Below are 16,464 nucleotides of genomic sequence, written 5' to 3' on the forward strand. Positions count from 1 at the left end.
CTGGCGTTGACTTTTGGCACGCTGTTGAGTTCTCAAGGAACGGTCGCTTCCTTTGTACTCACCCTCTCGGGCTTTCCTCCGGGCTTCCCTTCGGTGTTCCAAACTCTATCAGTGTTTTTCCGGCCCCCTGACCACCGTCCTGCAGGCATGCAGAAGCGGACCCAGAGATAGGATCTGACAAGTTGGTTGCTGCTCAGCCAAGGCGCAAGGTTGCGCCGCTCAGCCCCAAGCAGGAGTACGACTGTACACGCGGCCGCGGAGCCGGTGCAAATCGATTTGGGGTATGGTCTAGACCACTTCGGAGTGCGCACGCGGAACCGGCACTTCAGGTGACATACGCTGCTCAACAGTGTGCCGCCCGGTACCTACAGGGACGGCCATATCGATCTCCATCCCTGGGAGGCTTCCCATGACCACCGTGACGTCCCCGCTCGCAGGACGCGCCATCGGACTGGCAGCCGTGCCGGATCCCGTCTTCTCCGGGGCCATGGTCGGCCCGGGCACAGCGATCGACCCCGTACGAGAACCCTCCGAGGCCGTCTCCCCCGTGGACGGCGTCATCGTCTCCCTGCACCCGCATGCGTTCGTCGTGGTCGACGAGAGCGGGCACGGCGTGCTCACCCACCTCGGTATCGACACCGTGCAGCTCAACGGCGAAGGTTTCGAGCTGCTCGTGAACAAGGGCGACACCGTCCGGCGCGGCCAAGCCGTCGTGCGCTGGAACCCGGCCGCCGTCGAGGCCGCCGGGAAGTCCGCGATCTGCCCGGTCGTGGCGCTGGAGGCCACGGCCGAAGCTCTCTCCGATCTTCGCATCGACGGCGAAGTTAAGGCCGGCGACAGTCTCTTCCTCTGGAAGTGACGTCCGTGCCGTCGTATGACGGCGAGTACGACAACCAACGCGGCGGCGGGGCCCGCCGCTCTATCGGAGACGGGTGAGATGGAGACAACGCTGCGAGGCGTCGGCGTGAGCCACGGTGTGGCCATCGGCGAGGTACGGCACATGGGAACGGCGGTGCTCGAGCCGCCCGCGAAGCAGATCCCGGCGGAAGAGGCGGAGCGTGAACAGGGGCGTGCCCGCAAGGCCGTGGAGGCGGTGGCGGCGGACCTGATGGCGCGCGGCAACCTGGCCGGCGGCGAAGCCCAGGCGGTGCTCGAGGCGCAGGCCATGATGGCCCAGGATCCCGAGCTGATGGCCGATGTGGAGCGACGGATCGCGGTCGGCAGCACGGCGGAGCGCGGGGTGTACGACGCGTTCGCCTCGTACCGCGAGCTGCTGGCGGGAGCCGGTGAGTACCTCGCGGGTCGCGTGGCCGACCTCGACGACGTGCGGAATCGTATTGTCGCCCGTCTGCTGGGGGTGCCGATGCCGGGCGTCCCCGACAGCGACGAGCCCTACGTGCTGGTGGCCCGTGACCTCGCGCCTGCGGACACCGCGCTGCTGGACCCCACTCTGGTGCTCGGTTTCGTCACCGAGGAGGGCGGTCCGACCAGCCACAGCGCGATTCTGGCCCGGGCGCTCGGTGTGCCGGCCGTGGTGGCGCTGCCGGGGGCCGGTGAGCTCGCCGAGGGCACGATGATCGCTGTCGACGGCAGCACGGGAGAGATCTTCGTGGATCCGAGCGACGAGAAGAAGGCCCAGCTCGAGGCCGCGGCCGCCCAGCGGAAGGCCGCGTTGGCGGCTTCGACCGGACCCGGTGCCACCGCTGACGGTCACAAGGTGCCGCTGCTCGCGAACATCGGTGGCCCCGCTGATGTGGAGGCCGCCGTCGAGGCCGGTGCCGAGGGCGTCGGTCTCTTCCGTACCGAGTTCCTCTTCCTGGACGACAGCAAGCAGGCGCCGTCCGAGGAGAAGCAGGTCGCTGCGTACCGGCGGGTGCTCGAGGCGTTCCCCGAGGGGCGTGTCGTGGTGCGCGTGCTGGACGCGGGTGCGGACAAGCCGCTGGACTTCCTCACGCCGGCGGCCGAGCCCAACCCGGCGCTCGGCGTGCGGGGGCTGCGGACGCTGCTGGATCACCCGGACGTCCTGCGTACCCAGCTGACCGCGCTGGCGAAGGCCGCCGAAGGGCTGCCGGTCTACCTCGAGGTCATGGCCCCGATGGTGGCGGACCGTACGGATGCCCGGGCTTTCGCGGCCGCGTGCCGTGAGGCTGGGCTGCGGGCGAAGTTCGGCGCGATGGTCGAGATCCCGTCGGCCGCTCTGCGGGCTCGCTCGATCCTGCAGGAGGTCGAGTTCCTGTCGCTGGGGACGAACGACCTTGCTCAGTACACCTTCGCCGCCGACCGTCAGGTGGGTGCGGTCTCCCGTCTGCAGGACCCGTGGCAGCCCGCGCTTCTCGACCTGGTGGAGCTGTCCGCCGAGGCGGCGAAGGCCGAGGGGAAGAGCTGTGGTGTGTGTGGTGAGGCCGCGTCCGACCCGCTGCTCGCGTGCGTGCTGACCGGTCTGGGTGTCACCTCTCTCTCGATGGGTGCCGCGTCGATTCCCTATGTCCGGGCGACGCTGGCGAAGTACACGCTGGCTCAGTGCGAGCGGGCCGCCGCGGCGGCCCGGGCCACGGACAGCGCCGAGGACGCGCGCAGCGCGGCGCAGGCGGTGTTGTCGGGCGAGTAGCTCCGGCCTTGCTGCCGACGGCTTCCCGGGAGGGGCGCTCCACTGAGGTGGGGCGCCCCTCCGGCGTTCTCAGTGCTGGTGGCCCTGAGCGGGTTTCTCCTCGCCGAGGTCGGGCGGTGCGCAGTAGTCGACGTTGGATTCCGGGGAGATCAGGTCTCCGGATTCGATGTCGGTGCAGTAGGCGTCGAAGACCTCTCCCGCGGTGAGGGGTTCGAGTCCGTATGCGCGCATGCGCCAGCCGTAGACGCGGTCGGGTGTGTCCGGGGCGCTCACGCGGGTGACGAGTCCTCCGGGACTTTCGGTGGCCAGGCCGAGGGCCAGCACCGTGGTGAACTCGAGGGCTTCGGTCTCGTCCAGTTCCAGGGCGGATCCGTCGTCGGCGATGTGGAGGGCGGCGGTGAGGGTTTCCGGCGGTCCGGTGACGCTGCAGACGAGGTGTCGGTTGCCGGGCGGGGCCGTGTCGAGGATGCGGACGAGGAGGCCCGCGGCTCGGGTGAAGGCGGCGCGTCCGATGTCTTCGCCGCAGGAGGTGCAGGCGCCCAGGCGGGCGAGGAGGGTGGTCGCGTACTCCCAGGTGGCCTGCCGGACGGCCTCGTCGACGAGGGCCGGGACGAGGTCGGCCAGCGGCCGGCCGTCGTAGGGAAGGGTCGGGCCGGTGGCCGCGATCTGTGCGGTGAAGCGGGTGCGGCTCGACGAGTTGTCGGGGTCCAGGCCCTTTTGCGTGCAGAACTCGGCGTATTCCTCGGGGTCGAAGAGGGCCACTGTGGTGTGGCTGCCCTGCAGAGCTCGGGCCCTGAGGAGGGACTCGACCTGTTTCAGGTAGGTCGCGTGGTCGGCGAAGGTGAAGGTGCGGTAACGCCGCATGGCCCTGAAGTCGTGTTCGTCGGTGAGCAGGCCGATGGTGCCGGCGATCTCGCGGTGCAGGACGCGTCGCATGGTGCGGTTGTCGGTGTTCGCCATTGTTTCCCCCTGTGCACGGTCGATCAATGCTCACTCACAGTAACCGGCGGCACTGACAATCGGTCCGGGCGTGGTGAGTGTGCACGCAATCGAGACCTCAAGGCGCAGGTCACAATGGGTATGCGCTGTGACCCGCGCCCTGAGTCGTGGTGACGGGGAGTTGCGCGGCAGGGGTCAGGCGCGCTTGCGGGCCAGGTCCTCGTAGAAGTTCAGCAGGTCGAGGTTGTCGATGGAGCCCGGGTTGACCGCCTTCTCCAGCGGGGTGCCTTGCAGGAGGCGCTTGACCGGGACCTCGATGCGCTTGCCGGTGAGGGTGTGCGGGACGCCGGGTACTTCGATGATCTCGTCGGGGACGTGGCGCGGTGACAGCTGCTCCCGGATCGTCTGCTTGATGCGGTTCAGCAGGGCTTCGTCGAGGGCCGCTCCGGGGGCCAGGTGGACGAAGAGGGGCATCCAGTAGCCGCCGTCGGGCTGCTCGATGCCGATGACGAGGGATTCCTTGATCTCGGGGAGCCGCTCGACGGCTTCGTAGATGTCGGCGGATCCCATGCGGACGCCTTGGCGGTTGAGTGTGGAGTCGGAGCGTCCGTGGATGACGACCGATCCGCGGGAGGTGAGGGTGATCCAGTCGCCGTGCCGCCAAACGCCGGGGTAGGTGTCGAAGTAGCTGTCGTGGTAGCGGCTGCCGCCCAGGTCGTTCCAGAAGTGGATGGGCATCGACGGCATGGGATTGGTGACGACGAGTTCGCCGACCTCGTCGACGAGGGGGTTGCCGCTCGGGTCCCAGGACTGCAGGTCGGTGCCGAGGCACGGGGCCTGGAGTTCACCGACGTGGACGGGAAGGGTCGGTACGGCTCCGGCGAAGCAGGAGCACACGTCGGTTCCTCCGCTGACGGAGGCGATCCACAGGTCGTCGCGGACCTCGTCGTGGAGCCAGCGGAAACCGTCGGGCGGGAGGGGCGACCCGGTGGTGGCGACGCACTGCACGGAGGACAGGTCGAAGTCACGGGAGGGGTGCACGTCGGCTTTGCGGCACGCCATGACGTAGGCGGCCGAGGTGCCGTAGAGGGTGGCTTTCGTGCGTTCGGCGATCCGCCACTGGGCGCCGGTGTCGGGGTAGCCGGGGCTGCCGTCGTAGAGGACGATCGTGGTGCCGGTGAGCAGGCCGGAGACGAGGAAGTTCCACATCATCCAGCCGGTCGAGGTGTACCAGAAGAAGCGGTCCTCGGGGCCGAGGTCGCAGTGCAGGCCGAGTTGTTTGAGGTGCTCGACCAGGATGCCGCCCTGGGACTGGACGATGGCCTTGGGCAGACCGGTCGTGCCGGAGGAGTAGAGCACCCACAGGGGGTGGTCGAAGGGCACCTGCTCGAAGACGGGCTCGGTGTCGGCCGAGGTGAGGGCCGACCAGTCCAGGGAGCCCTCGGGTGCCTCGGTGCCGAGGAGCGGAATGTGGATCACGGCGCGAAGGGTGGGCAGTTCCCGGCGCAGTTCGGTGACGACGTCGCGCCGGTCGTGCTCCTTGCCGCCGTAGCGGTAGCCGTCGACCGTGAAGAGCACCACGGGTTCGACCTGCTGGAAGCGGTCGAGGACGCTGCGGGCGCCGAAATCGGGTGCGCAGGACGTCCAGACCCCGCCGACGGCGGCTGTGGCGAGGAGGGCCACCACCGCCTGGGGGACGTTCGGGAGGTAGCCGCTGACGCGGTCGCCGGGGCGTACGCCGAGGGCTCGCAGTTCGGCGGCCAGGGAGCCGACCTGGCGGCGCAGCTCGGTCCAGGTGACGGGGCGTGGTTCGTGTGTCTCGTCGACGTGCAGAAGGGCCGGTTCGTCCGCGCGGGTGGCGGTCGCGCGCAGGGCGTGTTCGGCGTAGTTGAGAGTCGCTTCGGGGAACCACTGGGCGCCCGGCATCGAGCGGTCGCCGAGCACGCGCGCGTAGGGGTGCGAGAAGCGGACGTCGAACCATTCCGTGACGGCTCTCCAGAAGGTGTCCAGCTCGTCGACGGACCAGCGCTGCAGGGCGGCGTAGCCGCCGTCGGCGGGGGCGCCGTGGTGTTCGGCGGCCCAGACCTGGAACCTGGTGATCCGGGCGCGGGCGATGCGCTCGGGGTCGGGCTGCCAGAGCGGCTGGAAACTGTCGGTCGACATGGTCGGCTCCCGGACTGTGCGCGTCGTGTGCGTCCTCCGCGCACGGGCTGGGGTGTGCGCGTGAGCGGCTGGCACGGACAATGCCATGTGATCGACTTCGGCACCAGGGTGCGCCCCACATAGTCCGTGTCGTGAAGATGTGGTCCTGGCACGGGTGAACGGCAGTTGAACGACACACGTGTGCGGGGCGGTCGGTGGCAGGGTGAGCAGCATGAACGGTCGTGACCTGGTGCGTTCGGTGAAAGCGGTGGCTTCGTTGGGGGCGGCGCAGGGTGTGCGTACCGTACGAGCAGCGTGGCGCAGGCGGCGGGCCGACGCCACCGGGCTGCCGGCGCGGGGGGCGGAGCGTGCGCGGGTGCCCGGGCCCGTGGCGGGAGCGGAGCCGGGGCCGGGCGGCGGTGTCGTCCGGTTCAGCCGGTCGGAGCTGCGGATTCTGGTCGCCGTGAACGGGGCCGTGTTCTGGGGCTGGGACGGGGCGGAGCCGGAGCCGTCGTACGCGCTGGCAGGCCGTTGTCCCGAGCCGGATCCTCGGGCGGTCCTGGAGCCGGACAAGGACGGCGGCTGGCGTGTGGTGGCCGAGCGCGTGACGGTGGTGGTCTCGCGATACGGAGCGGTGGAGGTGCGTACCCCGGGTGGTGTGCCCCTGCGGCGTGATCTGCCGCCGCGGTGGTGGGAGCCGGTCGGCGGCGGTCCGGCGCGGTGGATGCAGCGGTCGGAGGTGGGCGCCGACGCGCGGTTCTTCGGCCTCGGGGGGCGTAGCTCGGGTCCTCGGCTGCCGGACGGCACCTACCGGCTGTGGAACAGCGATCCCGGCCGTGTCTTCGCGCCCGGAGAGGACCCGCTGTACATCACGATGCCGGTGCAGCTGGTGGTGTCCGACGGCGGTACGCATCTGGCGTTCCACGACAGCTCGTGGGACGGCACGGTGACATTGCGGGAGGGCGAGGAGGGCGAGGGTTCCGGGCACGACCGTGCCGGGACGTGCGAGCTGCGGATGGACGGCGGGCCGCTGCGGTGCTGGGTGATGGTGGGCACCCCCGCGCGCGTGCTGCTCGCCTGGGCGTCGCTCACCGGGGCGCCCGCGCTGCCCCCCGCGTGGGCGCTCGGGCACCATCACGCGCGGTGGGGGTTCGGCAGTGAGCAGGAGGTGCGGCGGATCGTCGCGGGCTACCTGGAGCACGGTCTGCCTCTGGACGCCGTGCACCTGGACATCGACCACCTCGACGCACATCAGGTGTTCACCGTCGACCAGGACCGCTTCCCCAAGTTGCCCGTGCTGGCGGAGGAGCTCCGGCGGGACGGCATCCGGCTGGTGTCGATCGTCGACCCTGCTGTGAAGGCTGTTGCCGGCAACGCGGTGTACGACGGCGGTGTGGCCGGGGAAGCGTTCGTGCGGGATGCCTCGGGGGAGGTCGTGGAGGGTGTGGCGTGGCCCGGGGAGGCGGTGTTTCCCGATTTCACGCACGCGCGTGTGCGTGACTGGTGGGGCGGCCTCTACGAGGAGCGGCTCGCGCAGGGTTTCTCGGGGTTCTGGCACGACATGAACGAGCCCACGTCGCTCACCGCGTTCGGCGAGTCGACACTGCCGCGCTCGGCTCGTCACTCCCTGGAGGGACGGGGCGGTGACCATCGTGAGGCGCACAATGTGTACGCGCTGTGCATGGCCAGGGCGGGCTACGAAGGGCTGCGCAAGCTCGCGCCCGAGGAGCGGCCGTTCCTGTTCTCCCGCTCCGGGTGGGCCGGCATGCAGCGCTACGGGGGGACGTGGTCGGGGGACGTGGCCACCGGGTGGCCGGGGCTGCGGGCGTCGTTGGCGCTGGTGATGGGGCTGGGGCTGTGCGGCGTCCCGTACTCGGGGCCCGACGTCGGGGGTTTCGACGGGGATCCTTCGCCCGAACTGTATCTGCGGTGGTTCCAGCTGGGCGCGTATCTGCCGCTGTTCCGTACGCACGCGAGTCTTCGGGCGGGGCGCAGGGAGCCGTGGGAGTTCGGTGGCGAGGTGCTGGAGCACGCGCGCGTGGCGCTCGTCGAACGCCGTCGGCTGCTGCCGTACTTCATGACGCTGGCGCATCTGGCGAGGCGTACTGGAGCGCCCTTCGTGCGGCCGCTGTGGTGGGCGGCACCGGAGGAGCGGGCGCTGCGCGACTGCGACGACGCCTTCCTGCTGGGTGACAGCCTGCTGGTGGCGCCGGTGCTGGCCCCGGGCGCCGACCGGCGTGCCGTGCAGCTCCCGTGGGGGCGCTGGTACGACACCGCGACAGGGCGGGCGTACGAGGGGCCGGGGCAGGTGCTCGTCGACGCTCCCCTGGCGCGGATTCCGGTGTTCGCCCGCGCGGGTGCCGTGCTTCCGGTACACGGGGAGGACGGAGGGCTGGAGCTGGAGGTGTGGGCACCCGCCCGGGGGCGGACCGGGGGCGGGCTGGTCGTGCCGGACGGGGGCGACGGATGGGAGGAGCCGGAGATCGAGCGCTACACCGCTCGGTGGACGGGCTCCCGGGTGGTCGTCGAGCGGGAGGGCGAGCACGGCGGACGCGCACCGTCCTACCCGGTGCGCGTCCGCGGGGCCGGGGAGCCCTGAGCTCAGGTGTACCGGCCCTCGAACCAGGCCCGCACGGCCAGCGTGTGCAGGGGGAAGGCGAGTTCCTCGGGCCTGCGCAGGAGGTGCCAGCTCTCCGTCTCGTCCGTGGCGGCGGACGCGGGCAGGCCCTCGACCGGGCGCTCCGGGAGGAGGCCGAAGAGCAGCAGGTGTCCGTCGGGAGAGCTCATCGCGTCGGCGAGCCGTACGTCACGGCCGGCCGCGTCGATGCCGGTCTCCTCCCGGAGTTCGCGTATGACGGCCTGCCGCCAGTCCTCCCGGTCGTCGATGTAGCCGCCGGGCAGGGCGATGCCCCCGCGCGCGGGGGCGATGGTTCGGGTGATGACGACCAGGGCGGTGCCCTTGGTGTCGTACACGGGCTGGAGGGCGACCGCGACCGGGAGCGGATTGCGGTAGGCCACGGCCCCGCACACCGGGCAGGTGCGGGGCCAGCCGGTGACGCCCTCTCCGTAGGGCGCGCCGCAGCTCGAACAGTGGGAGTTCGGCGCGGAGTTGGAAGCGGAGTGCTGTGATTCGGACACGCGCGGACTGTAGCCGATCGCGGGGAGGGCGCTTCGGGCAGGCTGCTCAGTGAGCGCTGGTGAGGGATTTCCTGGCCACGGGGAAGTCGAAGTACGTGTCCGGATGGGCCTCGGGCTTGAAGGTGTAGTGCCACCACTCCTCTGTCAGGTTCACGAAGCCGAGGCCTTCCAGGGTGCCCTTGAGCAGCAGTCGGTTGGCGCGCTGTTGGCCCCGGATGCGTGGGTCGAGGGTGTGCGAGAGGGTGTCGAAGCAGTCGAAGCCGCTCCCCATGTCGATCGAGTTGTCGGGGAACCGCTCACCCTTGGGCGCGAAGCAGGGCACGAGGGGCTCTCCGGGGCGGTAGGGCCGAGTCGGCTTCGCCGGGAGCCTGACAAGCGTAACGTCCAGGGTCGAACCACGGCTGTGGCCGGATTTCGCCGCGATGTAGCCGTCGGCGAACAGCCGGGTCTTGTCGACGTTCGGGTAGAACTCGCCCTTCATCGCCTCGTCGTCGAGGTCCTCGGCCCAGCGGACGAAGTGGTCCACCGCGCGCTGCGGCCGGTAGCAGTCGTACACCTTGAGGGTGTAGCCCTGGCGCAGGAGCTTGCGTTGGGCCTTGTGGAGGGCTTCCGCGGCGGGGCGGGTGAGGATGCAGAGGGGCTGCCGGTAGCCGTCGATGCGCTCACCCACGAAGTTGTGCGGGGTGACATAGCGCATCTCCTGGATGATGGTCGGATCCACGCTTCTCAGCGCCACGAAGTCCTTCGGTGCTTTCGGGTCGGTGCCGGCCTGGGCGGTCGTGCTGGGTGCGGCCGATGCCAGCAGGACTGCGAACGTGGTGATGAGGGCACGCGCCACGGTGGTGAGTCGTGTCATGCCCCTGCGTCTACCAGGACTGGTCGCGTCGTGAGAAGGGGCCGCATGCGGAGTCCGCGACCGTCCGTTCGCTTCGGGCTCGTGGACTGCCGATCTCCGACCGGCCGTGACACACTTCTGACGTCCCGTCAGATTTTTTGTGCAGGGAGGGCGCTGTGGCGCGTGCGCGAACACCTGTGGTGTCGGGGTGGTTCACCGGGGAGGGGGACGATTTCCGGCTGCTCGGCACGCGTTGTTCGGCGTGCGCTTCAGTCTTCTTCCCCCGCGAGGACCATCACTGCCGCAACCCCGCATGCGCGGGCGGCGAGTTGACGGAGGTTCCGCTGTCGCGGCGGGGGCGTGTCTGGTCGTTCACGGACAGCCGGTACCCCCCTCCGTCACCGTACGTGACCGATCCGGAACTTTCGTGGGAGCCGTGCGCGTTCATCGCTGTGGAGCTGGAGGCCGAGCGGATGGTGGTGCTGGGACAGGCGGCTCCCGGGATCACCGTCGCCGACCTGGCGGTGGGCCTGGAGGTGGAGGTCGTACCCGGTGTGCTCCATGAGGACGCGGAGACGACCTGGACGACGTGGCACTGGCGGCCGACGGGGGTGACGGAATGACGGAAGAGGTGGCGGTGCTCGGCGCGGGCATGCACCCGTGGGGCAAGTGGGGGCGCAACTTCGTGGAGTACGGCGTCGCGGCGGCCCGGGAGGCCCTCGCCGATGCCGGGCTGGCGTGGCGGGACATCGGCGCGATCGTCGGCGCGGACACGGTGCGGGGCGGTTATCCCGGCCATGTCGCCGGGGCCACGTTCGCGAAGGCGCTGGGCTGGCAAGGGGCCCGGGTCACCAGCGTGTACGCCGCGTGCGCGTCCGGAGCGCAGGCCATCGACGCCGCACGGGCCCAGATCCGCGCCGGGCTCGCCGATGTGGTGCTCGTCGTGGGGGCCGATGCCGCTCCCAAGGGGTTCTTCCGCCCTGCGGGCGGAGACCGGCCGGACGATCCCGACTGGCTGCGGTTCCGGATTCTCGGGGCCACCAACCCCGTGTACTTCGGGCTGTACGCCCGCAGGCGCATGGCTCGGCACGGCGACACGCCGGACGACTTCGCACAGGTCAAGGTCAAGAACTCGGCGATGGGAGCGCTGAATCCCCGCGCGCGCTACCGCAGCCGCGTGACCGCAGAGGAGGTCGCCGCCTCCGCCGTGGTCGCGGACCCGCTGCGACTGCTCGACATCTGCGCGACCTCCGACGGCGGTGCGGCGGTCGTGCTCTCGAGCATGGAGTACGCGCGTCGGCACGGGCAGGCGGAGCCGGTGCGGATCCGCGCGGTGTCCACGGTGACCCCGCGCTACCCGAACACCGTGCTGGACCTGCCGGACATCGCCACGGACTCCGCGCGGGAAGTGGAGCCACCGGGCGAGACGTTCCGCAGATCGATCGCCCGGGCGGCCTACGAGGAGGCGGGTCTCGGGCCGGAGGACCTGTCGCTCGCCGAGGTCTACGACCTGTCCACCGCCCTCGAGTTGCAGTGGTACGAGGACCTGGGGCTGTGCGGAGAGGGCGAGGGCGTGAAGCTGCTGAGGGATGGTGCGACAGCCCTGGGAGGGCGTATACCTGTGAATGTCAGCGGCGGACTGGCGTCCTTCGGGGAGGCCGTTCCGGCGCAGGCGATAGCCCAGGTCTGCGAGCTGACCCTGCAGTTGAGGGGCGTGGCAGGTGACCGGCAGGTCCCGGCAGCGCGCGTCGGCATCACCGCGAACCAGGGGCTGTTCGGGCACGGGTCGGCGGTGATCGCGGTGCGGTGAGCCCTCAGTGGCCCTGGACCGGGCGGCGGCACTGTTGCTGACGCCGGTCCTTCCGTTCCATTGATCCCGCACGATGCATACGCTGTGTGATCGCGCCGGAATCCTGCGTGAACGTCTCATGAACTGCGCTTGGGCATGCGCCGGAGGCGTCAATCATGCTCCCGTGCACTCCTGGACGGACACTCTCCGCTTCGCCTTCCAACCGGCGGTCAATCTGACGACCGGAGCGGTCGCGGGGCTGGAGATACTCGCCCGACCGGAGAGCGGCGACGTCCTGGCCGAGGCCCGCCGGGACCCGGAGCTCGACTGCCGGCTGGCGGTGGCGGCGATCCGCGCGGCAGCGCGGAAGGAGACCCTGCTTCCGCTGTTCGTCAACGTGTTCGCCGGGACCCTCGCCGACCTCGGAGGGCTCCCTTCCCTGCACGACGCCGTGCGTGAGGCCGGGCGCCTCCCCTGGGAGGTGACGGTCGACGTCTGCCCGCCGTACACGCATGTGCCGCAGCAGTCTCTGCTGGAGGCGGTGGCCGCGCTGCGCGGGCAGGGCTTCCGGATCTGCGCGGACGGTGTCGGGGACGGGGATGTGCCGTTGCGGCTGCTCTCGGACCTCGCGCCCGGCCTGGTCAAGCTGGATGCGTCGCTGCTGACACGACCGGCGGTGGTGCGGTCGATGCGGACGCTGTGCGACGAGATGGGGGCGCTTTTGGCCGTGGAGGGGGTGGAGACCGAAGGGCAGTGCGCGGCGGCGCTGGCGGCCGGGGCCCAGCTGGCGCAGGGCGAGCTGTTCGCGCCGCCGGCCCGCCTGCCCGCCGCCGACGTCTACGTCCCGCCCCGCTCCCCCGCCGAGGCGCCGGCGCCGGGGTCCGGGCCGTCGGTGCGGGAGTTCGTCCGTCCCGCCGCCCTGCTGCCCGCCACCGCGTCCGCGGGGCAGGTGCGAGCCCTGCTGACCGGGTCACCGGACGTGTCCGGGGTGCTGCTCGTGGACACCAGTGGCGTTCCTGTCCGGTCGGTGCACCGCTCCCGCTTTCTGCTGTCGATGTCTGGGCGCTACGGGCATGCCCTGTACGCCGACCGCCCGGCGGCCAAGCTCGGCGACCCGCCGCGGACGGTGGGCGTCGACGCCACGGCCTGGGAGGTGCTGGACGTGGTGGCGGTCGGTGAGCGGGACCGCACCTCGGACGACGTGGCCGTGGTGGACGAGCACGGACGGTGCGTGGGGGTCGTGCGGCTCGCCGACCTCGTGCGAGCCCTGGCCGAGACACGGGTGGAGGAGGCGGCGGGACTCAGTCCGCTGACGCGTCTGCCCGGCTCGGACGCGATCACCGGCGAGGTCGACCGCCGGATCGCGGCCGGGCGGGCGTTCGCGTTGAGCTGGCTGGACGTCGACCACTTCAAGCAGGTCAACGACGGGGCCGGATTCGCGGCGGGAGACGAACTGATCAAGGCGGTGGGCCGGGCGTTGCAGCAGGCCGCGACGGTGGGCGCGCGGGTGGGACACATCGGCGGGGACGACTTCCTGGTGCTCGCCGATCCGGACGGTCTCGATCCGCTGGCCGCCTCGGTGCTGGACGCTCCCTGGTCGGCCGGGGGCCGACCGGTCACGCTGTCGCTCGCGACGGTGCTGTGCGCGCCGGGCAGCGTGAGCGACCACCGGCAGGCCGCAGCCTGCCTGGCCCCGTTGAAGAGGGCGGCCAAGGCGCTGCACGGGGCGAGTTGGGTGCTGGGCCGGGCGGGCGTGGCGGGCCATGAGACCCGCCGGGGCACGCAAACGACGCCGGAGCCTGGGCATGCGTCTGCGTCTGCGTCTGCGTCTGCGTCTGCGAGGTACGGTATGGCGGTCGAGAGCGGCTCGCAAGGCGTCTGAGGTGCGGCGCAGGCCCCTACTCGGTGGCCCCTGCTCGGCCGTTCCCTGCTCGGCGTGGTCGGGCGCCGTCGCCCGCCCCGTTCGGCAGCCGAGCCGGCGCGTGGGCCGTGGAGTTGCGGTGCTGACGAGGTCGTGCACGGGCGCGACGGTGACCGATCGCCCGGCCCGCCGTGACCGGTCGCCGGGCCCCCTCCGCGGAGGCCAGGGCCCCGCGGAGCTTCTGCGGTTGAGAAACCTCCAGGTCAGGTAGATCCTGGACTTTAGCAAGCGAGGAGTCAGGTGCGGCTGGGCTTTCGCCCCTGGCGGAGCCCGGCGGAGGCCGGACACCATCAGCCAGGCCTCGCGCGGCGCCCGGAGGCCCGCGCGGGTCCAAAACAGATCTGAAATCTGAACAACGACCCGACCGGGCGCCGCCATGGCCGAGCAACCGGCCCGTCGGCCAGGCGCGATCCCGGTGGCCGTCGGAAGGCCGTCAACCGTTGCGGTCGGCGACCTTGACGCCCTTTGGGTGCCGGTGAACACTTCCGGTGTCAGTCGACATCGCCGTACATAGTCGGCGTATTCCGGCACTGCGGCGCGTGGGTGCGCCTGCGCCAAGGCCCATTCCCCCACGGGCGATTCGGCTGCGACGGCACGCTCGTCACGGATGCCGGGCGGGGCGCGGGATCTCCCTGCCTTCGGCTGAAGTAGCCACGGGAGAGCGCACCCTGCAGGTGAGGACCGGGGCCGATCGTCCCGGGCCAGGCTGAGGAGCAGCCATGACTAACGGAGACATCTTCTTCGGAGAGATGATCGGCACGGCGATTCTGATCCTGTTCGGTGCCGGCGTGTGTGCCGCCGTCACCCTCAGATTCTCGAAAGCACGGGCCTCCGGGTGGATCGTGATCGCGTTCGGTTGGGGCTTCGGCGTGCTGGCCGGCGCGTACACCGCCGCTCCCCTGTCCGGAGGGGTCATCAACCCGGCCGTCACCTTCGGCCTCGCCGTCGACACCGGCGTGTGGAGCAAGGTCTGGGTCTATCTGCTGGGTCAGATCACCGGCGCCATGATCGGGGCCGTCCTGTGCTACCTCGTGTACTACGCCCAGTTCGCGGCCAACGTGCGGAAGACGGGCACCACGGAGGGCACGGCAGACGAACCGATTCCGACGCTAGGGATATTCTCGACCGTCCCGGAGATCCGGAACCCGATCGCCAACCTGGTCACGGAGATCCTCGCCACGATTGCGCTGGTGTTGCCCATCCTGGCCCTGGTCGGGCAGGACAGGCACGTGGAGGGCGTCGGCATCGGCCTGATTCCCGGGGGCGGCGGCATCTACGGGTCCGGTATCGCGATCCTGCTGGTGTCTCTGCTGGTCGTCGGCATCGGCCTGTCCCTGGGTGGTCCCACCGGCTATGCCATCAACCCGGCGCGCGACCTCGGTCCGCGCATCATCCACGCCATCCTGCCGATCCCGAACAAGGGCACGTCCGACTGGGGCTACTCGTGGATCCCCGTCGTCGGTCCACTGATCGGCGGCCTGCTCGGTGGCGTCATCTACAACGCAGCCTTCTGATCCAGCCGAAGGGGTAGCCATGACGGACAACTCCGCGAAGTACGTCGCAGCCATCGATCAGGGCACCACATCCAGCCGCTGCATCGTCTTCAGCCAGGACGGCGCGATCGTCGCCGTGGACCAGCGCGAGCACCGCCAGATCTTCCCGAAGCCCGGCTGGGTGGAGCACGACGCCACCGAGATCTGGTCGAAGGTACAGGCGGTGGTGGCGGGAGCGCTCGCCAAGGCCGGTCTGAGGGCCGACCAGCTGAGCGCGATGGGGATCACCAACCAGCGCGAGACGACCCTCCTGTGGGACCGGGCGACCGGCAAGCCGGTGCACAACGCGGTCGTCTGGCAGGACACGCGGACGGCGGCGCTCTGCAACCAGCTGGGCGGCTCGGACGGGCAGGACCGTTTCCGTGAGCAGACGGGTCTGCCGCTGGCGACCTACTTCTCCGGGCCCAAGGCGGCCTGGCTGCTCGACAACGTGCCCGACCTGCGGGCCCGGGCCGAACGCGGCGAGATCGCCTTCGGCACGATGGACTCCTGGCTGATCTGGAACCTCACGGGCGGCACGGACGGCGGGCAGCACGTCACCGACGTGACCAACGCCGGGCGCACCATGCTGATGAACCTGGAGACCCTGCAGTGGGACCCTTCGATCCTCTCGGCGATGAACGTCCCCGAGGCCATGCTGCCCGAGATCCGGTCCTCCTCCGAGGTGTACGGCACCGCCGTGGGCCAGCTCGCCGGGGTCCCCGTGGCCTCCGCGCTGGGCGACCAGCAGGCCGCCGTGTTCGGCCAGGCCTGCTACGACGTGGGCACCGCGAAGAACACGTACGGCACGGGCAGCTTCCTGCTGCTCAACACCGGCAACCGCCCGGTGCCGTCGAAGAGCGGTCTGCTGACCACCATGGGGTACAAGATCGGCACTGAAGCGCCGGTCTACTGCCTGGAGGGCGCGATCGCCATCACGGGCGCGCTCGTCCAGTGGTTCCGGGACCAGCTCGGCATCATCCGGACGGCCGACGAGATCGAGCCCCTGGCGGCGAGCGTCGAGGACAACGGCGGCTCGTACATCGTGCCGGCGTTCTCCGGCCTGTTCGCGCCGTACTGGCGCTCCGACGCGCGTGGCGTGATCACCGGACTCACCAGGTACGTGACGAAGGCACACCTCGCGCGCGCGGTGCTCGAGGCGACGAGCTGGCAGACCCGCGAGGTCGTGGACGCCATGTACCAGGACTCCGGGGTGCACATCACGACCCTCAAGGTCGACGGCGGCATGACGAAGAACAACCTGCTGATGCAGCACCAGTCGGACGTGCTCGACGTGCCGGTGGTGCGGCCCAAGGTCTCCGAGACGACCTGTCTGGGTGCCGCGTACGCGGCCGGTCTGGCCACCGGCGTGTGGAACGACACGGACGAACTCAAGGCGCACTGGCAGAAGGACGTCGAGTGGACGCCGAACATGGAGGCGTCGGTGCGGGACCGCGAGTACCACAACTGGCGCAAGGCCGTGGAGAAGAGCTTCGGCTGGGAGGAGGAAGGCGACAGCTGACCACGCGCGCGTGGAGCGTCGCCACGGCTGCGGCCCGT

At 70.6% G+C, this 16,464-nt stretch carries 12 protein-coding genes; 8 read left to right on the forward strand and 4 right to left on the reverse strand.

Going from position 1 to position 16,464, the window contains the following annotated elements:
- Positions 1-409 precede the first annotated feature (409 nt).
- Both HDC93_RS08815 and ptsP read left to right on the forward strand, forming a co-directional pair.
- Entirely contained in the window at positions 410-859 is a 450-nt protein-coding gene (locus HDC93_RS08815; protein ID WP_031105072.1) for a PTS glucose transporter subunit IIA, read from the forward strand.
- Between the two features lie 78 nt (positions 860-937).
- Entirely contained in the window at positions 938-2,608 is a 1,671-nt protein-coding gene (gene ptsP / locus HDC93_RS08820; RefSeq protein WP_185008924.1) for a phosphoenolpyruvate--protein phosphotransferase, read from the forward strand.
- Between the two features lie 69 nt (positions 2,609-2,677).
- On the opposite strand, the gene HDC93_RS08825 is transcribed toward ptsP, so the two are convergent.
- Both HDC93_RS08825 and HDC93_RS08830 read right to left on the reverse strand, forming a co-directional pair.
- On the reverse strand, positions 2,678-3,568 hold the full coding sequence (locus tag HDC93_RS08825) for a hypothetical protein (RefSeq protein ID WP_185008926.1): 891 nt from the start codon (positions 3,566-3,568) through the stop codon (positions 2,678-2,680).
- 174 nt (positions 3,569-3,742) lie between these two features.
- Positions 3,743-5,710: an acetoacetate--CoA ligase gene (locus HDC93_RS08830; RefSeq protein ID WP_185008928.1), complete on the reverse strand. Its 1,968-nt coding sequence runs from the start codon at positions 5,708-5,710 to the stop codon at positions 3,743-3,745.
- Between the two features lie 211 nt (positions 5,711-5,921).
- Between HDC93_RS08830 and HDC93_RS08835 the strand changes: the two genes are divergently transcribed.
- The gene (locus HDC93_RS08835) at positions 5,922-8,288 is read left to right on the forward strand and encodes a glycoside hydrolase family 31 protein (protein ID WP_185008930.1); all 2,367 of its coding nucleotides are present in this window, start codon (positions 5,922-5,924) and stop codon (positions 8,286-8,288) included.
- Between the two features lie 2 nt (positions 8,289-8,290).
- Here the strand turns inward: HDC93_RS08835 and HDC93_RS08840 are convergent, their stop codons facing one another.
- Entirely contained in the window at positions 8,291-8,827 is a 537-nt protein-coding gene (locus HDC93_RS08840; protein WP_185008931.1) for an NUDIX domain-containing protein, read from the reverse strand.
- A 46-nt stretch (positions 8,828-8,873) separates the two neighbouring features.
- Positions 8,874-9,683, reverse strand: a complete 810-nt coding sequence (locus tag HDC93_RS08845; RefSeq protein ID WP_185008934.1) for a M15 family metallopeptidase — start codon at positions 9,681-9,683, stop codon at positions 8,874-8,876.
- A gap of 176 nt (positions 9,684-9,859) precedes the next feature.
- Here HDC93_RS08845 and HDC93_RS08850 point away from each other — a divergent pair, with 176 nt between their 5' ends.
- From HDC93_RS08850 to glpK, 5 genes are all read left to right on the forward strand, one after another.
- A complete protein-coding gene (locus HDC93_RS08850) occupies positions 9,860-10,285 on the forward strand; it encodes a Zn-ribbon domain-containing OB-fold protein (protein ID WP_185009634.1) in 426 nt (141 codons plus the stop codon).
- Positions 10,282-11,472 carry a lipid-transfer protein gene (locus HDC93_RS08855; protein WP_185008936.1) on the forward strand — a complete coding sequence of 397 codons (1,191 nt, stop codon included), beginning with the start codon at positions 10,282-10,284 and terminating at the stop codon, positions 11,470-11,472. Before HDC93_RS08850 ends, HDC93_RS08855 begins: the two co-directional genes overlap by 4 nt.
- A 163-nt stretch (positions 11,473-11,635) precedes the next feature.
- Positions 11,636-13,333 (forward strand): EAL domain-containing protein, encoded by a 1,698-nt coding sequence (locus tag HDC93_RS08860; RefSeq protein ID WP_311774525.1) that lies wholly within the window; start codon positions 11,636-11,638, stop codon positions 13,331-13,333.
- A 758-nt stretch (positions 13,334-14,091) separates the two neighbouring features.
- On the forward strand, positions 14,092-14,886 hold the full coding sequence (locus HDC93_RS08865) for an MIP/aquaporin family protein (RefSeq protein WP_185008938.1): 795 nt from the start codon (positions 14,092-14,094) through the stop codon (positions 14,884-14,886).
- 19 nt (positions 14,887-14,905) lie between these two features.
- Positions 14,906-16,426: a glycerol kinase GlpK gene (glpK, locus tag HDC93_RS08870; RefSeq protein ID WP_185008941.1), complete on the forward strand. Its 1,521-nt coding sequence runs from the start codon at positions 14,906-14,908 to the stop codon at positions 16,424-16,426.
- The last annotated feature ends 38 nt before the right edge of the window (positions 16,427-16,464 follow it).

The sequence above is a fragment of the Streptomyces sp. AK010 genome (assembly GCF_014207295.1).
Classification (GTDB): Bacteria; Actinomycetota; Actinomycetes; order Streptomycetales; family Streptomycetaceae; genus Streptomyces; species Streptomyces massasporeus.